This is a genomic window from Annamia dubia NIES-4383 (assembly GCF_055394725.1).
This window is the reverse complement of sequence record NZ_AP025630.1, coordinates 545,918-565,412: the sequence shown is the minus strand read 5'-3', so window position 1 is coordinate 565,412 and position 19,495 is coordinate 545,918. Positions and strand designations below refer to the sequence as shown.

Below are 19,495 nucleotides of genomic sequence, written 5' to 3'. Positions count from 1 at the left end.
ATTTGTTATTTGTAATAAAAGTTTTGCTTATTATCAGGTACAATTTGACAAAGGACTAATGACCAATTACCAATGACAAAATAATTAATTACATTCCACAATAATTGGCGGTTTTTGTAACCTTCGCAACTTCAATGGGAGGGAGATTTTCTAAACTAGGATTATACCAAATAATAAACTCACTTAAACCTACTTCTGTTTTAGGATCACCCCAATCATAAGTATAGCCTAAACCCGTCCAAGGATAGACCCTCGTATAACCATTTTGGGGGTCGATCGGAGCTTGTAAATTAATAAATTGATCCCGTTGTTGTTGAAACCAATTTTGATAAGCTTGACTGGTTTGCTTTAATTTTTCGGAGTTACGAAGTTCGGCAATACTATCAGTAATTTCCGGATCTGCACTAGGCCTTAATAAATATTTTGGAGACACCCAAATTTCCACAATTTCCTGATAATTAGTATTAGGAGTTAAGCCTAATAATTGTTCCAATCTTAACTTTAAATCTCCCCCTGTTTGCTGATATTTTGTACAAAAATCTTTCAATTCTGGTACGACTGTTACCCATGCGATCACCGATTCATTATCTCTCTTTAAAATATCACCTTGTTTGAATCGGCCTTCCCCTTTCCATGTGGCAACTAAAATACGACTATTTTCCCGATCTTGAGGATTTTCCCAAACCAAATTATTATTATTAGAATTAATCGCAGTTAAATCATTAATAATTTCAGTTTGTTCATCAATACTTGCGTCATAAATTGAAGATAAATAAGCCGAAGGTAATTGATTAGTTTGAGCTTTTGCAGGTTGATGATTTAATTCATAACCTATACACAAAAAAGTAAAAAATGCGATTATAAATAATAGCATTCGATTGGTTTTTAAGAAGTTTCTCATTAACATAAATTGTATTTTTAGTTTTGATTGATTAGTTAATAATATTGTACCCTAAGTTAGAATATTTTTATCATTATCAATTAATTTATTAATTTGTCATTTGAGTAAAAAACTTAAACAACCTTTTTTTCAAAAAAGGTTATAGTCAAACATTAATATTAATTAATTTTAACCTTGACTATTTAACAATTTAATTTATTTGATAATATTTAACAAGTCGGAGATTTTTCCTAGTATCTTTTTTTCTAAAAATGACTAAAAATCTCCGACTTTTTAGTTAAACTAAAGCTTTTTCTTTTGTTTCGATCGGCGCACTTAAAGCTTCTTCTAAAGTTGCACAACCTAATCTTTTCTCTAAAATATTCATTACTTCGCGCCCAAAATCATCGGGATTTTGATTCCATGCTTGTAAACAAACTTCCCCAAAAAATGACCCCAATGGCTCAGGATTCCATAACAATTTTTTCGCTGTCCAAGGCATTAAACTCATCGGATTATAACCTTTTTCTAAAATATTATTATTAAAGGCATAATCTTCTAAATGGGTATGGGGTTGTAAACCGATAAAAAAGATGGCAGGTTCAACTTTTTCTACTCCGAAAATACGCTCTAATTCTCGATGATAAGCAACAGTTTGACGGATAGTATCAAAGGTTTCATCTATTACATTAAATGAATAATTAACTGATACTATATCATTAAAACCAGCCGCTTTTAAATCTCGACAATTTTGCAAAACTGTACGCAAATTATAGCCCATTCTCATCTTTCTAACTAATTCTTGTGAACCGCTAGTAATACCTATTTCAAAATAATTCATTCCGGTTTTTACCATCAAATCGCATAATTTTGGAGTTAAATTATCCGCCCGAATATAGGCCGCCCAATGTATATCTTTCATGCCTGATTCTATTATTTTTTCTAATAATTCGATCGCATCATTAATATATTTTTTAGCAGGAATAAATTGGGCATCGGTAAACCAAAAATTACGGATCCCACGCTCATAAAGTTGACGCATTTCTTTAACAACTTCATCCGCCTCATTTATTCTCACCTGTTTCCCTTCAACTACGGTATAAACACAATAACAGCAGTTATGAGGACAACCGCGCTTAGTTTGTACTCCGATATAAAAATCACTTTCTGCAAAATAATAATTAAATTCCGGCCAAATACTCTCTATATAATCATAATTACAGGTACTCTTTTCGATAGCAGTGGGTTGTTCATGGATAAGACCCTCTCTGGGGTTACTTTCCCCCACCACATAACACCTTTCATCCCTAAAATCTTGATTTTTTAACAGTTTTTCTAATAACAATTCACCCTCACCCACTGACACAATCGTACCTTGGGGTAATTGGGTTTTTAACTGTTCATAAAAAACACTCACAGCCCCGCCCCCAACTATTACACGGGCATTTTGATTATACTTTCTAGCCCTAGCTAAACCCCGTTTAATTAAACCTTCATTACGCCATAATTCACTGTAATAACTAATAAATACCTTTAAGCCTCCTAACGCTCCCCTGAATTTAATCAGAGGATTATTAGCATAATAAAACTCAAAAGCATTTTGTAAAGGGTTGCCCCCCCTACCACCGACAGGAGCATAAATCTGAATATCTCGCCAAGAAAAGACTAATAAAGTCGGTTTAAACTCATCAATACACTGATCTAAAGCTTTTGAATAGTCAAGGGGTGGCACTGTGCCAAGATCAAAAATTTTCTGTTCAATGTCTGGAAAGCATTTGTGAACATGATCGGATAAATAGACAACCCCGATGGGAAAAATGGGGTTACAGGGAAGCCTTACATATAAAATGCGTTGAGTCATTGTCAATGATGAATGATTAATTATTTTTTTAAGATTTCGTTAAAAAAGTTTATATATCTTAACTTTAGCGATATTTCAATTTTTAAGCAACAATTTTAATACTTGACAGGTGACATTAAAAATTTAACAGTAAAAAAAATTAAAAAGGTTAGTTTTGATTTAATTTATTCAGAGCATAAAGCGCCGCTTGTCTAACTTGTTCATGATTATCTTTAGTTAAAAAGTTTAAAGCCGCTCTACTTTTAGGAGTATCAAAATTACCTAAAGCTTCTGCTAAACGCTGTCTTAATAGCCAATCTTCAGAGGATGCAAAATTTAAAATGTCATCTAAGGCTTCCACTGCTTTAATCTCCCCTAAAGAGGCGATGGCCGCTTGTTGTAACACCACTTCATCACTTTTTAAAGCATTTAATAACACATCTTTGGCACGGGGATCCTTTAAATTCCCTAAAGAGACGGCCGCACTAAACCTCACCAACCACTCAGTATCCTCATAAAAAGCCCTGACTAAAGTATCAAAAGCCCGTGGATCTTCCAAATAACCCAAAGCACCTGCCGCATCAGCCCTGATGCCATAGTCAGGATCCGTTTCTAATAGTTTAATTAAAATGGGATAACATTCCTCTGTCACCTTAATGCCCAAAGCAAAAACCGCCATTGAGCGTACGGGGAGCATTTCATCATATAAAACTTTTTTAATTAAAGGCACGGCTTCTTCAGGGGAATAAGCTCTTAAGCCTACCAATCCTAAAAGACGATCTTTGGAGTTAGGGCTATTTAATTTTTCTGAAATTTCAGCGAGAGTAAGTTGACTCATAAAATAACTTTGTAATTTTAAAATAAATTTATTTAATTTTAATTTAACGAAATTACAAAATTATTGCTACGATCGAGCCATAATCCCCCATTTAAAACCATTCTGACAACTGATTAATCCTTATTTTTGAGAAAAAGGTTCTAAGGCCGCTTTAGGATAAGCGATTCTTTGATGATTAAATTGTTGCCATACTTTAACAAATACATCAGCAATAATCGGTAATTCCTCCCATTTTAAACCACTATCTACTAATTGCCCATCTTGCCAACGGGTTTTAAAGATTTTTTTAAGAGTCTTTAAGGCTTGATCAGTGGTCACATCTTTTAAGGAACGCAGGGCGGCCTCACTACCATCGGCTAACATTAAGATTCCCGCCTCTCTGGATTGGGGAATCGGCCCATCATAGCGAAAATCCCCTTCATAGACTGATTTATGCCCTTGATTTTCTTGTTCTTTGGCTTGAAAATAAAAATAAGATATTAATAAAGTACCTTGATGTTCGGGAATAAAGTCTCGGATCGCTTTAGGTAGTCCGTATTTTTTGGCCATAACTAGGCCTTGGGAAACGTGCTTTTTGATGATTTGCGCACTGATCCAAGGATCGCAGATCTGATCATGCTTATTCGGCCCCCCCATTTGATTTTCAATAAAGCCAAGGGGATCGTGCATTTTGCCAATATCATGGTATAAAGTCCCCGCTCTGACTAATTCTACGTTACAGTGTAATTCACGCGCGGCGGCCTCGGCGAGGGAAGCCACAAATAAAGTATGTTGAAAAGTGCCGGGAGTTTCAGTAGCCAAGCGTTTTAATAAGGGGCGATTGGGGTTACATAATTCTGCTAATCTGATGGGGGTAATTAAATCAAATAATTTTTCTAAATAGGGTGAAATTCCTAAAGCAAGAATACACCACGCTACGCCCGATAAGCCATAAAGTCCTGATTCTAATAAAACCACAGTCCAAATACTTTTGATGGCCGCACTGGGGATCAGATTTAAAATTAAAAATGTTCCCCCCTGTGCCAAACCCACTCCCATGCCTAAAAAGGCTAATTCTTCTCTTGATCTTAGATTAGATGCGATCGCACCGGCCACCATGCCTCCGATCGCACCGGCCATTAAATAATCCCAAGCCACTCCCCCTGTTGTCCAAGCCACAAAGGTAGTAGAAAGGCTAACATGGGTGATAGCGACAACGGGATTATAAAAACTACTGACTAAAAAACCGATTACCGGAAGGGGGCTATAGGGAATATTGGCGATCGCCGTTAAGGGGGGGGCTAAACTCAATAAAAAAAGTAAAACATAATCACGCATTCGCAAACTACGGTGAGTTTTATGAAGAATGAAAGCAAATAGCCCCACCGTAGAGCTAACAAATAATCCAGTAATAATTAAACCTTGCCAATGAACAGTACGGCGACTCAAATTAAAACCATCTAAAAGCACAAATTGAGACTGATTAATCACATCACCTTTTTTAACAATAATATCACCTTGTTTAATTTTAACGATGACCGTTTCCACTTCTTCAACTGCCTTTTGCGCTCTGGCTTTAGTTTCTTCAGTATTTTCAATTAAATTAGGTTGTAAAGTAGCTAATAAAATTTTTTTTAAAATAGAAGTAGTGGGATTTTTAACACGCCAATGAAGTTGAAGATCGATAGTTTCTTCCAGTTGACTTTTAGGCAAACCTTCGGGAATACCTTGAGTTAAAATCATTTGAGTAATCTCAAAAATTTGGCTTTGAATTTCTTGATAAGCTTGATGATTGAGAGTTAATAATAATTCTTTTTCTTCTAAAGTTAAATCAATACGCATATTTTCCGCCAAATGATGCCATCCTTCTTGATAGCGTTGTCTAATCAATCTAATCTCATTAAAAAAGTCGGAAAATTCTAAGGGAGAAGTTTTATTTTGATAACTTTTAAGCTCAAAAAATGCCTGAATTAATTGATGATTACTATTAGTTAAAAGGGGGGCTGACTGTCTAATTAAATTATCTAAATAAAGCCAATCTTTTTCACTACAGGATCTTAAATAATCTTGAGTCTTTAAACTTAAAATATCTAAGGTAACAAAAGGTAAAAAACCGATTGCCTGACGAGTTAAATTAATTTGATCAATCGCATTTTTTAAATTATTATGAATTTGTTGATTGATGATCGGATCAACTTTTAAAACAGGTATTACTCCCGTTTTAGCTTGTTTACGCTTTTCTTCCGTAGTTTGTAAATCTTCAAAAAATCCATCGGTTGGAGCAATAATTGTTTCCGTAGCAATAGTATTAACTGCTAATTTTGGTTGATTATAAAAACGATAACCAACAATACTGGTAAAACTAACAATTGTCGTAATAAAAATAACAGGCGAATGGGTTTTTTTGATATGATAAGCAAGATTAGGTTTTTTGTTTGATTCAATATCCGAATATGGCAAAGGATGATGTTGATCTTGATCTTTTTGCGCTAATAATGAAAAATTAATTTGTTTTAATTTTTCGAGAATTAATTGTAATTTATCCATTTCTTATTGATTATTTTTCAAGGGAAAAGTAAAAACAAAATTGATAAGTGACAATTGACAATGAGTTTTTTTGATTGTAAAATGTCAACTTATAAAATCGTTAACGAGATTGAATAATCTGAGGTAAAGCAACAGCAACTGAGGGATTAAAATTATTAATTAATTGGGGATCATAAACACCAGCCCAGAGTAAAAATAATTGTCGACTAAGTTTGTCACAAGTGAGATAAATAGGTTGTTGTTTAATGATCATTCTCCATTTTAAAGGTAAACCGTACCAACCCTGATTAAGTCCGCCTAAACTAGCAGTTAAGCTAGTGGTAATTAAAGGATCAATACTACTTTGTTTAGCTCTAGCTAGACTAATTTCTATATTATCTATTGTATCGCTAAAATAATAAATTGCCATCGCTAAAGGATTATTTTCACTTTGGGGGTATTGTTGCAGAATTTTAATAATTTTAGTTGAAGTTTGAGCCTTTTTTTTCTGTTGATTAATCACTCTTAATTTATCATTCAAAGGTGTTTGAATATGACTAATTTTTTCTAATAATTGCTCTAAAAAAAACTGACTTTTAACTTTTTCCGTGATAATTAAATTGATCGCTTCAGCATAAATAATTAAATCAAGTTTTATACTTTCAAATTTATCATCTTTCGGAAATATTTTATTTAATTGCTCTTGCCACAAAGTTAAATTTTCTTGATAATAAAGGTTAAGCCCTAGACTAGCCAAAGCTAATTTTGGACTATGATTTAATTGTTCAAAATTATTAATTTTATCTTCTATTTTTTTAGTTAAACAGCAACCATAATTAATAATTAAATCTTCAATAATTTGCCATTGTAATTGACTCCATGAAGCTAAATGAATTTTATGAGATTGATCACCTTGAAAAATGTTAGGTGAATAGATTAATTGTTCCCCAATTAAACAACCCATTAATGAGCCTTGAATGCGATCTAAAAATGTTTTTTTCATCTTATGATTGATTAAATTTATTTAATAATTTAATAAATTAGCCTAATTTTCATTTGACCTCAATTTTTCAAAAATGCTATTATTTTTAATAGGGTGTTTTAATTCTTGTAATGAAAATATTAAAAATTACTCTGATCTAATCTAATTTTTTTAGAAGAATAATGCCTATTTAGCTAAGGGTATTTTAACATAAAATATCATGTCATTATATCTCTAAATTTCGCACAAAATAAAAGTGATCGCTTTTAATATTGCCCCTTTTAATTCTACCTAAATAACCAGTTAAAGGAGAGGAAAGTTCAATTAAAATTTCCGATAATTGTTCTCTAGTTAAAGGAGAATTATGATTATTAACTTTATAAGCACCTTCTAACTGATCAAGATTAGTTTCTTTTAATGTTTTGACTAAATTAATAATCTTTGATCTAATGTTAATTTGATTTAAAAGCTCATCAATATATTGATTAATTTTATTATCAGATTCTTCCCCAAAAGGCTCTTTTTCTAAAATATTTTTTAATTCAAATAGATTAATTAAGCCCGGAAAATTGGCTTTAATTTCTACTAATTTTTCTAAAATTTCGGGTGTAATTAAATTCATTTTGTTACCTATAGCAGTTAAATTTGCATCTTTTGTAAATTCACCAGAAGCGAATATTAATTTAAGACAATTATTAAAATTTTCTGATTGTAAATATTTATTTCCTAATTTTATTAATTGAAAAGCCGCACCATCTTTATTATCAGATATTTTAGTAGATTTACTTGCTTTACATTCTCCCACAATCGGGTAAGGAAAATCAGCATAAACATCTAAACCTCCTGCTCCTCCGGTTTTTTCTGGATTTAAACTATCTTTTAAATTAGGATCATTACTATTATTTTGAAACCCCAAAAATTGTAAAGCTTTTCTCACAATTTTCTCAAATTTATCACCATCGCTAGAATTACCTAAACTAGAAATAGTTTTAAGCCAATCATTTTCTGGTTTTTTACTCTCAAATAAATCAAGATTTGACCAATTAAAAAAAGTTTGTAAATCTGTTAATAATAAATTTTCTTTTTGTTGATTTAAACTAACATTATATAATTCATTATATAAATATTCAAGGTTAGAATGTTTAACAGGGGTTTGATTTTCTAATTCTTGACAACGTAGCTCAAAAATTTCATCTTCTAAAATAGGTTTATCTTCACAAGCATTAATAGGATGAGGTAAAACTAAAAATTGTTTATTATTTTCTAAATTTTGAGGAATTTGTAACCTTTCAGATAATTGATAAACTCTTAAATAAGCTACAAATAAATAGGGGCGATCTTGTAAAATTTCCTTAAATAATTCCGGTTTCCAAATAGTTGAATTTGCTAAACTTTCTAAAGATTCAGACTCATCAAACATTTGACATTTTTCACATTTTGCCCATGCTTTAATCATGCCATTTTTTAAATCTAATGATTCTCTTTCGAGATTAGCAATAGGTGAAAAATAAGCAGAATAATGTTTTTGAGGATTTAATTTTAAGCTTAAATTAAGATCAGGATAAAGAGCAAAAGATTGACCAACTCTTAAAGTAAGACGGGGTAAAATTGCAATACTTCTACCTTGTATTAAAGCACTTAAATCTGCAATCGGCAATCTTAAAGCTGTATCTAATTTTTGATGATTCATAGTTTAATAATTATCATTTTTACTAAAATTTTGGAGGTAAATTTGCTTGTTTACAAAGAGCATTGGCCGTAATGCGATCAAAAGTTCGATGTCTCTTAATAGGAATTGTTTTAATTTGATTAGTATAAATAGAATGATTACCACCTTCTCTTAATAGATAAAATCCATTTTGTTCTAAATATTTAATCAAATCTGAGCGTTTAACTGACACGATTAAACCTCCACAGGTATTTGTTCTAATAAAGAATTTCCTAATGGAATTTCTTTATTTTGTTGACGATAAGCAAGTATCATTTCCATGGTGGCATCTTTTAACATTTCTCTGCATTCTTCGATGGTTTCACCTTCTGTAATGACTTCTTGCCATTCAATTAATTGTCCCATATAACCACTATCGGTTTTAATATATTGTGCGGTATAATTGATTAACATAAGCTATTTTTTAATCATTAATAGTTTAAGATTTTGCTTAAAATTTAATTATATCAATTTTGGAAAGCTAAAGCGACTAACTTAAGAATAATTAATCTAAAAAGCATAATCCCTTTAGCAGATTTTTGAATTTAGTAATAAAATTAATTCTATTACTAAATTATTAACTATTGATCAATTCCCGAAAAATCCGAAAAGAAATCATCAGTTTCATTGCCATTATTATTAATAATTTCCTCTTGATTTTCCGATTCATCTTCAACTAAATTAGTAGGAATTTCATGGGAAGGATCACTTAAAATTTCTTTGAGTAAAGCGTTATATTCTCCTAAGAAATATTGTTGACCTTTTGTATTGACAAATTCTTGAAATTCTTGCTCTGTAAAATCATAATCAACACCTTGTTTTTTATGAACTCTTAAGAGGGCTAATAAGGGTTTAAATTCTTCTTTTTTGAGGGGTACATATTCGCCACCTTTATTTTTAATTAAAGGTGTAATACACTTGTCTTCTATAGCTTTTCCCCATTTTCGATCTTCAGAACGAACTAAACAACCACGAGTTAAATTAAATTTTTCATAATCATTTAAACGATTTAATCCAGCCGCTAAAGAATTACCATTTAATTGCTGTAAAACAGCGACACCGATCACCACTTGATGATTATTTTCTTTACCAATAATCTTAAAGTTTAAATAATTATCCTTCTTATTTTTTGGGATAACTCGATCAGTAACTTTCTCAATCTTTACCCTTTCAATAGTTTTACCAATTAAACCTTTTAAACTAAATAAAAGAGCATCAGCAATGAGATTATTATTATCTAGTTCACTGTCATCTATTTCTCCTTCCATTTCATTCAAAAAATAAGGTTCAATCTTTGATTCTATGGGCTGAACACCATTGCCATTGGGAGGATGACAATTTTCTTTACACCATTTTAAAAACATTCTTACAGAAAGTCTGGCTTGATCTAATTTCTTAAGTTGATCTTCTGTAAATTCAAAAGGATAAGTAGGTGAGGGTGGAATAAGTTGATATTTTTGATAATAAGAATTTAACCACCAGCTTACAAAATCAATAATTGATTCTTGATTCATATAATTTAATTTTAGTGGTTTTTCTGGCAGTTCAGTATTAATTTTTTGCTGATCTGCTTTTGGTATTTCTCTAATTTTATTTCTCCATGTATCAGGCATCATAACACTTAAAATAACTCCTTTTTTTAAGTTTTCAAAAAGAGTTTTGATTAATCCTGCAATGATCACACTAATATGTAAACCAGTATCAGTATTAATACTTTCAACTGTATCTAATTCATCAAAACAAATAACTAATTCTTTGTATTGACCAATAATCTTTAAAATTTCAATTACAGCATCAAAAGATTTATTTTGAGAAGGTAAATCAAGTATCTTATAAAATTTTTCCGCAAGTTCCTGACCTCCTAACCATTTAATCGCTGACGATTGATACATTTTATTAGGAGAAAGAGTCCAAAAAATTGCCTGTACAATGTCTGGATCTTCCACTTCATGACTATGACAATAACGCTTAACTAAGTCTTTCAAAATTCGGTTAACTTTATCTTGATCTGGATCTTTTGCTAAAAGATTTAAAAGTTGTTGAGGATTTCTTAAATTTTTCAGTTGTGGATGACAATTTTTTGCCATTAATGCCGCAATCTCTTGCCATTGCATCACGCCAAAACTACCAATTTTTCCTAAACTATTGCTTAATTTTTGTTGAAACTGCTCTTTAATCGGACGGTTGACATCATGCTCATTCACATAGACAAATAAGCCTTTACCATCTTTTTGCAGTTGATGGCGGATCCGCCCAATCACATGGGTTTTTCCTGTGCCATCTTGTGCTGTGATCAAGAGCGAGGTAGTGGTATATAAACCGTTATGAATATTTTGCAATGCCTTAAATACCAAGTCGGAAGCATGGGCATTAATGGCGGGAAAATCAACAAAACCATCGCCCCACACATCATTAACATTCATAAAAGGAGGCTTGGCAAAAGGATTCTGCTCTTTTAGGGTTTTATTGATTTGATCAAGGGGAGAAACTTGTGCTGTGTTCATAATCTTAATAAAAATGAAAAGTTAACTAACAGAAAATAAAATTTGAGAAATGGAGAATAAGCTATAAAAGTTGAATATAATAGCGAATTTCACCCATAAAGTTTTGGACAGAATCTTCAATTTTATCTTGGGAAATATCGCTCATTTCACCCCCAATCAATTGAATTAAATCATTACCTTGCATTTCAAAAAGCCAATCTCGAAATTGAGAGCGTGATAAGCACTCACCTAACTCTCGGCGTACTTGATAAATAGGCACTAAATCATCCATATTATAATCTCGGTTAAGACGATTATAAATATCTAAAATAACTTTTTCAAACTCTTGATATGTTTCGATTTTAGCTACTTCAGATTGAGTAGTTTTTACTTGATTTCTTGGTTGTAAATTAGCTGATCTGATCCATTTTAATAAAGCATTAGCAACCCTTGATCCCACCTGTTGACCAGTAAATATAAATTCAGGATTTGTTAAGCCTTTCCTTAATTTTTCTAACCCAATTTCTGTTAATAAAATAGTTTGATTTCTGCCCTGTTTTTCTAACGTAATAGCGTTAATTTCTGCTAATTGTTGATAAATTTTCTGGTAATCTTGATTACGCTCATTGGTACGAGTTAAAACTTTATTTAACTCACTCTGTTTAACCGCAAAATTAACGCCACCTAAATTCCATAAAAATAATAATAAACGAGTTTGATTCTCAAAATCCGTACCTTTTAAGCCTTTAACTATCGTTTTCTGTGTCATATTCTCAAAATTGCAATAAAGTTATATCTTATTATTATCTCAGATCAGAGTATTAATGACAAAAAAATTTTGTTAATGTTAAATTTTTTTACACATAAATAAAAGTCGGAGATGTCACAGATCCCCGACTTTTATTTGTTTTGCCTTTTGATAATTATGTTTAGCAAAACTTAAAATTTATTCTTTAATTTTTGGTTTATAAGTGGAAGCAACTTGTAATTCTTTTAATTGTTTTGCGTCTACAGTTGCGGGGGCATCTGTTAATAAACAACTAGCTTGTTGTGTCTTCGGAAAGGCAATTACATCACGGATTGAATCTTCTTTTGCTAATAACATAACTAGCCGATCTAAGCCGTAGGCAATACCGCCATGAGGAGGAGTTCCGTATTCAAATGCTTCTAATAAAAAGCCGAATTTATTGTTAGCTTCTTCTTGGGATAAACCGATAGTTTCAAATACTTTTTCTTGAATATCTTTTTGATAAATTCTTAAGCTTCCTCCCCCAATTTCAATACCATTAAATACTAAGTCATAAGCTAAAGCCCTAGCGGTTTTTAAATCATTAATATCCTCTGGTTTAGGTGCGGTGAAAGGATGATGTAAGGCTTCTAAGCGTTTTTCATCTTCGTTCCATTCAAACATTGGGAAATCCGTAATCCACACTAAATTGATTTTATTTTCATCAATTAAGCCTAGTCTATTTCCTATTACTTGACGTAAGCGATCTAATGATTTATTAACGGTGGCAGTATCCCCCGCACCAAATAATAATAAATCCCCTGCTTTAGCGTTAGTTCTTGTTAATAATTCTAACTTTTGTTCTTCTGTTAAATTATCTTTGATCGCGCCAATGGTGTCAATTTGATGATCTTCCCTAACTCGAATATAAGCCAACCCTTTACCGCCCACATCCGTAACTTCTTTAAATAAGTCTCCACCCGGTTTAATCTGTACATTAGAGATAAATTCGTTACCGTTAGGAATGGGTAAAACTTTCACTTGACCGCCACTTTTAACCGCTCCAGAAAATACTTTAAAACCTGAATCTTTCATCAGATCAGAAACATCTACTAATTCTAAACCAAAGCGCAAATCTGGCCGATCTGTGCCATATTTTGCCATTGATTCTTGATAGGTTAAACGGGGAAAGGGAGATGATAAATCTATATTTTTAACGGTCTTAAAAATATAACTAACTAATCTTTCATTAAGGTCAATAATTTGATCCATCGTCATAAAACTCATTTCCAGATCTAACTGGGTAAATTCTGGTTGACGATCAGCGCGTAAGTCTTCATCACGGAAACAACGAGCTATTTGATAATAGCGATCGAATCCTGAAACCATCAATAATTGTTTAAAAAGTTGGGGCGATTGGGGTAAAGCGTACCATTCTCCGAGGTTAACTCTTGAGGGTACTAAATAATCCCTCGCACCCTCTGGGGTAGAGCGTGTTAAAATTGGGGTTTCTACTTCAATAAAGTTTTCTTGATCTTCTAAGAAACGGCGCATTGACTTAACAACTTGATAGCGTAGTTGTAAGTTTTGATTCATCTTTTCCCTTCTTAAATCTAAATAACGGTATTTTAACCGTAAATCCTCTCTAACATTCCCTTCTAAATCCGCATTAGACACCGCAAAAGGCAGTTGTTTTTCTACTTTATTTAAAATATTAATTTGATCAGCATAAATTTCAATTTCTCCCGTAGCTAATTTGGGGTTTAATGATTCTTCAGGACGTTGATTAATTTTACCTGTAACTTGAATTACATACTCATTTCTGAGGCTATTGGCATCTTGATAGGAGTTTGGTGTGCGTTGAGGATCGCTTACTATTTGCACAATACCAGTGCGATCGCGCAAATCAATAAAAATAACGCCGCCATGATCCCGACGACGATCCACCCAACCGCAAAGGGTAACAGTTTCGCCTATTTGATTAGATCCCAATTGACCACAGTAATTAGTACGCATAATTGATAATTCTTGATAAAAATTAAATATACAATAAATAATATTTTGTTTAGTTACTTGAACTTGTTGAAAATCTAGTAAAAAAAACTAGCAAAATGTAATCTTACATCTCTCTTTAACTTTTAGCAATATGTTATCAATTGACAATTGACAATGGATAATTGACAATTGTTGAATGATCTAATCTCTGGGTTGCACACAGGAGGAAATAATTTTGAGTTGGTTATATGATGCGATTAGCTGTCCGGGTCTATTTTACGGGACTTCGGCACAAGATGGTTTTTTGATTCGATTGCGGGTCCCAGGGGGTGTGATTAATCCTTTACAAGCAAGAGCCATCGCCTCTTTAATGGCATATACTGAGCAAAATCAAATTCAAGTTACAAATCGCGCTAATTTACAGCTTAGAGGCGTTAAAATTGCCCCATCTTTACCAATTTATCAAGATTTACAAAAATTAGATTTAGCTAGTCAAAAATCGGAATTAGATCATTTGCGTAATGTGATGACTAGCCCCACTTTTGCTATTGATCCACAGGAATTAATTAATAGTTATTCCCTCGTTAAATCTATTATTAATTACATCGAAAATCACCCCCAAATACATCAACTTTCTGCTAAGTTTAGTGTGGGCATTGATGGGGCTGGCCAAGTGGGTATTGGTACTCGATCTCCCCTCACTTTTGAACATCGTTATAATGATCTTCAATTTTCAGCAATTAAACAAGAGGGAGAAATTTATTTACATTTAGCTTTAGGGGGAAATAAACAGTTATTTGATACGAAAATTCTAATAAAACCGGAAAATTTAATCCCCTGTTTTGAGGTTTTAACTAATCTTTATCTTGATTATATTATTAATAATCATAGTGCAAAAAAACCACGTTTAAGAAATCTTTTAGAAGATAAAGGTTTAACTTTTGTGATTGATCAAATTACAAAATCATTAACTTTTCCATATCAATTAAAAAAAGTTTCTTTAGCAGCGACTTTACCCTATAGTTATTTAGGGATTCATCAGCAAAAACAAGAAAATTTATCTTATCTTGGCTTAAGTTTATCTTTAGGTCAAATCACATTAAAACAATGGCAAGGATTATTAAAAATATTAGAAAATTTTGACCTTCAAGAAATTCGTTTAACCCCTTGGCAATCAATTTTATTACCTAATGTTCCTAATTTTAAACTTAATCAAATTATTAATGAATTAGAAAATTTAGATTTATCAATTGATCCAGATAATCCCCAAAGCTCGATCGTAGCCTGTGCAGGGCGATCTGGCTGTGGCCGTGCCATAACTAACACCCAAGATCATGGCCGAATTTTAATCAATTATTTCCAACAACATTTACAGCCCAAAAAGCCGATCAATCTTCATTTAACAGCCTGTCCAAAATCTTGCGCCCAGCCAAGTCCAGCCCAAATTACCCTTTTAGGTACAATGATTGAAGATCAAGGCCAATTAGTGGAAGGTTATCAAATTTATGTTAGGGATCAAGAAAATTGCACTCAAACTCAGATCGGGGAATTACCTTTTGATCAAATTCCTGAGATGATTGTAAAGTTAATTAATTAATTTTTGTAATTTTTGATCAAAAATTTTAACAAAAATTAAGTAAGATGTCGGTATCGGATTTCCCCATTTTTACGGTAAAATTTAAGCATAATTTATTGAAAACAAACAATTGAGATTTAGAATTTTAAGCTATGAATGAACAATCTATAGTAGAAAATGATGAAATTCGTTCCTTTCAAGGGGACAGAATTGCAAATTTAGAGGATCTAATCGAAACTTTGCGTATTGCTGAGGAAATTGCACTCAAAGGCTATTTAATTACCAGTTCAGAATTGGCGGATCTGATGGATATAAATGCCAGTGCTGTCACCAGTAGAGGTGATCATTGGTCTTGGCGTAACTGGGTAGTTTCAAGAGTTCGCAGAGAAGGTAATCAAATTTTATGGCAATTAGAAAAGGCCGAGTCTTAGATTAATGATTCAACAATTGACAATTGACAATTGTTGAAAGGTAATTGTCAACTGTTTACTGTCAATTGTCAACTGATAAAAGTGCTTTTGTTTCTGATTCTCCGGCTTTTTGTAATTGTTTTTTGATCTGATTTGTTAATACTAAAATTACAAAAGTTTGGGTGATCATACTAAAGAAAATTACTTCGGAAAGACAATATTTAGTTGCTACAATTGGTAATGGAGTGAATAACCATAACCAATGGTTTTGGGGATTAATATTTAAAATTCCTAAAATTAGATAGGGTAAAATCATCATTGTAATAATAGTAAAACCGGCCAAAATAGTTCTTTTTGCTGTTTTTTGATAGAGAATAAATTGAGTAATTGTTGCATATAATACAGCAATAATTGCGTTAAGTATTATCCCCCAAAATAGGCCTAATTTATCTTGATCATTAATTGGAGATGAGTTAATTTTTAATAAGAAAATCATCGCTAAAAAATAAGTAATTGTGATGGTAATATTCAGGGCGATCGCTAATATGGAGGGGCTTTTTTCTCCGAAAATTAATTCTTGAAGTAAACTAGATTTTCTGATATTTTGATGGCGAAATCTTACCCAATCTTGTAATTGTTGGCGGTGGGGGCTTAAAGCGGCTGTTAAAATTAAAAACAAAATTAAGTTTAAAAAGAGTGCTAAAGTAATATTTTCATAGAAAGAAGAATGATTAGTTTCTAAACTAAAACCTAAATTGATAATGATAAAACAAATGGTGATTAAATAACTTTGTTTTTTTGTAATTAATGTGCCTAAAGGATTATGAAAACGCCGTTTAATTCCTTGAGTTAACCAATAAGTCCAGAGGGAATAATTAATAATTATAAATCCAAAACTAGACCAAATAGTTTGCCAGAAATGTTGTTTATAAAATTGTAAATTTTGTAATTTATTTAAACTTAAATAGTTGACTGTATCGGGATTAATTTTAGTGGCATCTACTAAAAATGTTAAAAAGATTGTAGGATTAAAAATCATTAACCAATCAATAGCATTTCCCACAATTATACTATTATAACTATTAACTAAAATGGTAGTAGTCATTGAAAGAAATAATAAAACAATTCCACTTCCTAAAAAAGCTTGAAAACCGATTAAATTTGAACTAACTAAACTATAAGTTAAAGCGGTATGATAAAAGAAAGCACAACTAAATATTATTACTAAATAAAAAACTAAGATTAAATGTATAGGAATATGGGCAAAGATAGCGGCACACAAATGAAAAGGAATTGCTAAGAAACAGGTATAATAAATGATACTTGGCACACCTAAAATTTTACCAAGAAAAATAGTTTTGACCGATTGAGGGCTAAGACGAATAAAGTTTAATGTGCCTTTATTTTCTTCTTTTGATAAGTCAGCAATTAACGTATATGTACCGCCAACTAATAACACAAATATTCCCACTATACTTAAGGTAATAAATAGATCTAACCACCATAATTGATGGAAAAGATGTACAATATTTCCTAATTGATCTCTGACACAATAATTGTTAGGATTGCCATAATTTCCATAGTAATAATCTGGATAGGTATTTGTGGGAGGAATACCGACACAATAACGATGAAAATTATCGTAAGGTTGGGGTAATTTACCCTGCATCAAGATATAAATTAAAAACTGTCCAATGATCGAAATAAAAGAGGCCAGAATTAAATTATTTTTGTTAATTCTTCCTTTAATTTCTCTAAATAATTGGGGATTCCAATTTGCAATTTGATTAATAATTTTTTCTTTCATAGTCTTTATTGCTTAGTGGTTATTGGTTATTACTTTTTACTTTTTACTTTTTACTGATTGCTTATTATTGACTAGCTAAAATTGATTTTGTTTCCGATTCCCCTGCAATTTTTAGTTTTTTAATTAAAGAGGAAGTTAACCAACTTAAAATTCCAATTTGAATAAAAAAACCTGCGATAAATGTAGGTATTCCTCCTTTTATAAAGGCACAAATTGGAACAGGAGATAAAGTCCAAATTAAGGTAAAATCTGGTATTTTTAGGGTAAAAGCAATACTTAATGATACGGGTAAAATGATCACAATTCCCAAAATAATTGCGGCGAAAATTTCTCTTTTATTGGTTTTCATAAGTAGGCAATGTTGAATAATTATAGCATAAATTAAACCTATATTTATGGTTAAAATTAATGCTAATATTATTTCAGTAATTGTAAATTCATCCAGATTAAATCCTTGTTCTTTTGGTATTAAGAAAACCCAACTACTCCACAGGATAAAAGTAACTAACCCATTAACAGCGATCGCTAGAAAAGAGGGGCTTTTTTCTCCTATTAATAAGTCTTGCCAAAGGGGTTGATTTTCATTCATTTTATGACGGTATCTAGCCCAGTCTAATAAATTTTGACGGTGGGGCGTAATTGAGGAGATTAAGATTAAATAACAAATAGGAATTAAAGTAAAGATAAAAGCAAATCCTAATGCAAAATGATCTATTTTAATTCCTCCTTGATAAGTGGGAATAAGAAAGCCTAATAACCAAATTTGAAAAGAATTGATTAAACCATAACCTTGAATTTTGCTTAGGGGTGTATTGTTAGGATTATTAAAGTTTCTATTAACAGCTTCCCAAAACCAATAGGTAAGAGTTAAAATTGAAATTATTAACCATAAATAAGCTAAAAAGGGAATGCTTCCTAATGGTAATAAAAACCATGTAAACCAAGTTAAATCAGGTTGATAATAATGATAATAGTCGGGATATAATTCCGGGTGATATAATTGATGACTAAAATCAATTAATTGGGTGTATGGAATCCCCAATAAAAAAGGGATCAAACAACCAAAACCTGTAATAGTATTACTAGAAACAAAAGAGTTATTTTTTGAGGTAATTAAAAGGGTATAAAATACTGAGAAAATCGCAAATAATAAACCTCCTGCGATCCATAAACTATACATTCCCAATAGCCAAAAAATGGAAATTTGCGAGTTAATTCCGGCGATAAAATGGAGAGGAATACTTAAGAGAATACCAAGATAAATTAAACTGGGAACGCCTAAGATTTTACCTAATAAAATTCGATAACTTGATTGGGGAGTTAAGCGAATAAAATTTAAAGTTCCTCGGCTTTGTTCTTTGCTTAAATCTGATGTAATTTGATAAACTCCGCCTAAATAAGCAATAAAAGGAATTAAATAATTGAAGCTTTTAAAGAGAGATTGCCATTCAATATTCCAGACTGATTTCTGACAAATATTATTAACTGGATCGTATTGAATACAGTTATTTTCAGAAAATGTTGAAAACATTAATACTTGTATAATTAAGGTAATCGTTAAGCTTAAAATAAGATTGCGATTTTTAAAATTACCTTTTAACTCTCGGAATAATTGAGGGTTAAAATCGCCAATTTGATCTAATATTTTTGTAAACATAATATTGGTTATTTGTTATTGTTTATTCGTTATTAGTTATTAGTTATTTTAAAGTGATACAGGCATCTTGCCTGTTAAAAAATATTA

15 protein-coding genes are annotated in these 19,495 nt (G+C 31.6%); 2 read left to right on the top strand and 13 right to left on the bottom strand.

Annotated features, from left to right (window positions below; genetic code table 11):
* Window positions 1-88 precede the first annotated feature (88 nt).
* The 11 genes from Anndu_RS02700 to aspS all read right to left on the bottom strand — a co-directional run bounded on the left by Anndu_RS02700 (window position 89) and on the right by aspS (window position 13,979).
* The gene (locus tag Anndu_RS02700) at window positions 89-874 is read right to left on the bottom strand and encodes a hypothetical protein (protein WP_464102887.1); all 786 of its coding nucleotides are present in this window, start codon (window positions 872-874) and stop codon (window positions 89-91) included.
* Window positions 875-1,178: 304 nt separating this feature from the next.
* Entirely contained in the window at window positions 1,179-2,741 is a 1,563-nt protein-coding gene (locus tag Anndu_RS02695; RefSeq protein WP_464102886.1) for a photosystem II high light acclimation radical SAM protein, read from the bottom strand.
* 148 nt (window positions 2,742-2,889) lie between these two features.
* On the bottom strand, window positions 2,890-3,558 hold the full coding sequence (locus Anndu_RS02690; RefSeq protein WP_464102885.1) for a HEAT repeat domain-containing protein: 669 nt from the start codon (window positions 3,556-3,558) through the stop codon (window positions 2,890-2,892).
* A gap of 120 nt (window positions 3,559-3,678) precedes the next feature.
* Window positions 3,679-6,084: an HD family phosphohydrolase gene (locus Anndu_RS02685; RefSeq protein WP_464102884.1), complete on the bottom strand. Its 2,406-nt coding sequence runs from the start codon at window positions 6,082-6,084 to the stop codon at window positions 3,679-3,681.
* Between the two features lie 100 nt (window positions 6,085-6,184).
* Complete coding sequence (locus tag Anndu_RS02680; RefSeq protein ID WP_464102883.1) at window positions 6,185-7,066, bottom strand: hypothetical protein; 882 nt, start codon at window positions 7,064-7,066, stop codon at window positions 6,185-6,187.
* Between the two features lie 205 nt (window positions 7,067-7,271).
* Window positions 7,272-8,735, bottom strand: coding sequence for a DUF1802 family protein (locus Anndu_RS02675; RefSeq protein ID WP_464102882.1), 1,464 nt, complete (start codon window positions 8,733-8,735; stop codon window positions 7,272-7,274).
* Between the two features lie 22 nt (window positions 8,736-8,757).
* A complete protein-coding gene (locus tag Anndu_RS02670; protein WP_464102881.1) occupies window positions 8,758-8,946 on the bottom strand; it encodes a type II toxin-antitoxin system HicA family toxin in 189 nt (62 codons plus the stop codon).
* Window positions 8,947-8,948: 2 nt separating this feature from the next.
* Window positions 8,949-9,167, bottom strand: coding sequence for a type II toxin-antitoxin system HicB family antitoxin (locus Anndu_RS02665; RefSeq protein WP_464102880.1), 219 nt, complete (start codon window positions 9,165-9,167; stop codon window positions 8,949-8,951).
* A gap of 167 nt (window positions 9,168-9,334) precedes the next feature.
* On the bottom strand, window positions 9,335-11,257 hold the full coding sequence (locus tag Anndu_RS02660) for a P-loop NTPase fold protein (protein WP_464102879.1): 1,923 nt from the start codon (window positions 11,255-11,257) through the stop codon (window positions 9,335-9,337).
* A 61-nt stretch (window positions 11,258-11,318) separates the two neighbouring features.
* On the bottom strand, window positions 11,319-12,005 hold the full coding sequence (locus Anndu_RS02655) for a hypothetical protein (RefSeq protein ID WP_464102878.1): 687 nt from the start codon (window positions 12,003-12,005) through the stop codon (window positions 11,319-11,321).
* Window positions 12,006-12,182: 177 nt separating this feature from the next.
* Window positions 12,183-13,979, bottom strand: a complete 1,797-nt coding sequence (gene aspS, locus Anndu_RS02650; RefSeq protein ID WP_464102877.1) for an aspartate--tRNA ligase — start codon at window positions 13,977-13,979, stop codon at window positions 12,183-12,185.
* Between the two features lie 214 nt (window positions 13,980-14,193).
* Here aspS and cobG point away from each other — a divergent pair, with 214 nt between their 5' ends.
* Both cobG and Anndu_RS02640 read left to right on the top strand, forming a co-directional pair.
* The gene (cobG, locus tag Anndu_RS02645; RefSeq protein WP_464102876.1) at window positions 14,194-15,555 is read left to right on the top strand and encodes a precorrin-3B synthase; all 1,362 of its coding nucleotides are present in this window, start codon (window positions 14,194-14,196) and stop codon (window positions 15,553-15,555) included.
* Window positions 15,556-15,686: 131 nt separating this feature from the next.
* A complete protein-coding gene (locus Anndu_RS02640; RefSeq protein WP_464102875.1) occupies window positions 15,687-15,965 on the top strand; it encodes a hypothetical protein in 279 nt (92 codons plus the stop codon).
* A 61-nt stretch (window positions 15,966-16,026) separates the two neighbouring features.
* Here the strand turns inward: Anndu_RS02640 and Anndu_RS02635 are convergent, their stop codons facing one another.
* Both Anndu_RS02635 and Anndu_RS02630 read right to left on the bottom strand, forming a co-directional pair.
* The gene (locus Anndu_RS02635) at window positions 16,027-17,751 is read right to left on the bottom strand and encodes a hypothetical protein (protein ID WP_464102874.1); all 1,725 of its coding nucleotides are present in this window, start codon (window positions 17,749-17,751) and stop codon (window positions 16,027-16,029) included.
* Window positions 17,752-17,815: 64 nt separating this feature from the next.
* The gene (locus tag Anndu_RS02630) at window positions 17,816-19,408 is read right to left on the bottom strand and encodes a hypothetical protein (protein WP_464102873.1); all 1,593 of its coding nucleotides are present in this window, start codon (window positions 19,406-19,408) and stop codon (window positions 17,816-17,818) included.
* Between the last annotated feature and the right edge of the window lie 87 nt (window positions 19,409-19,495).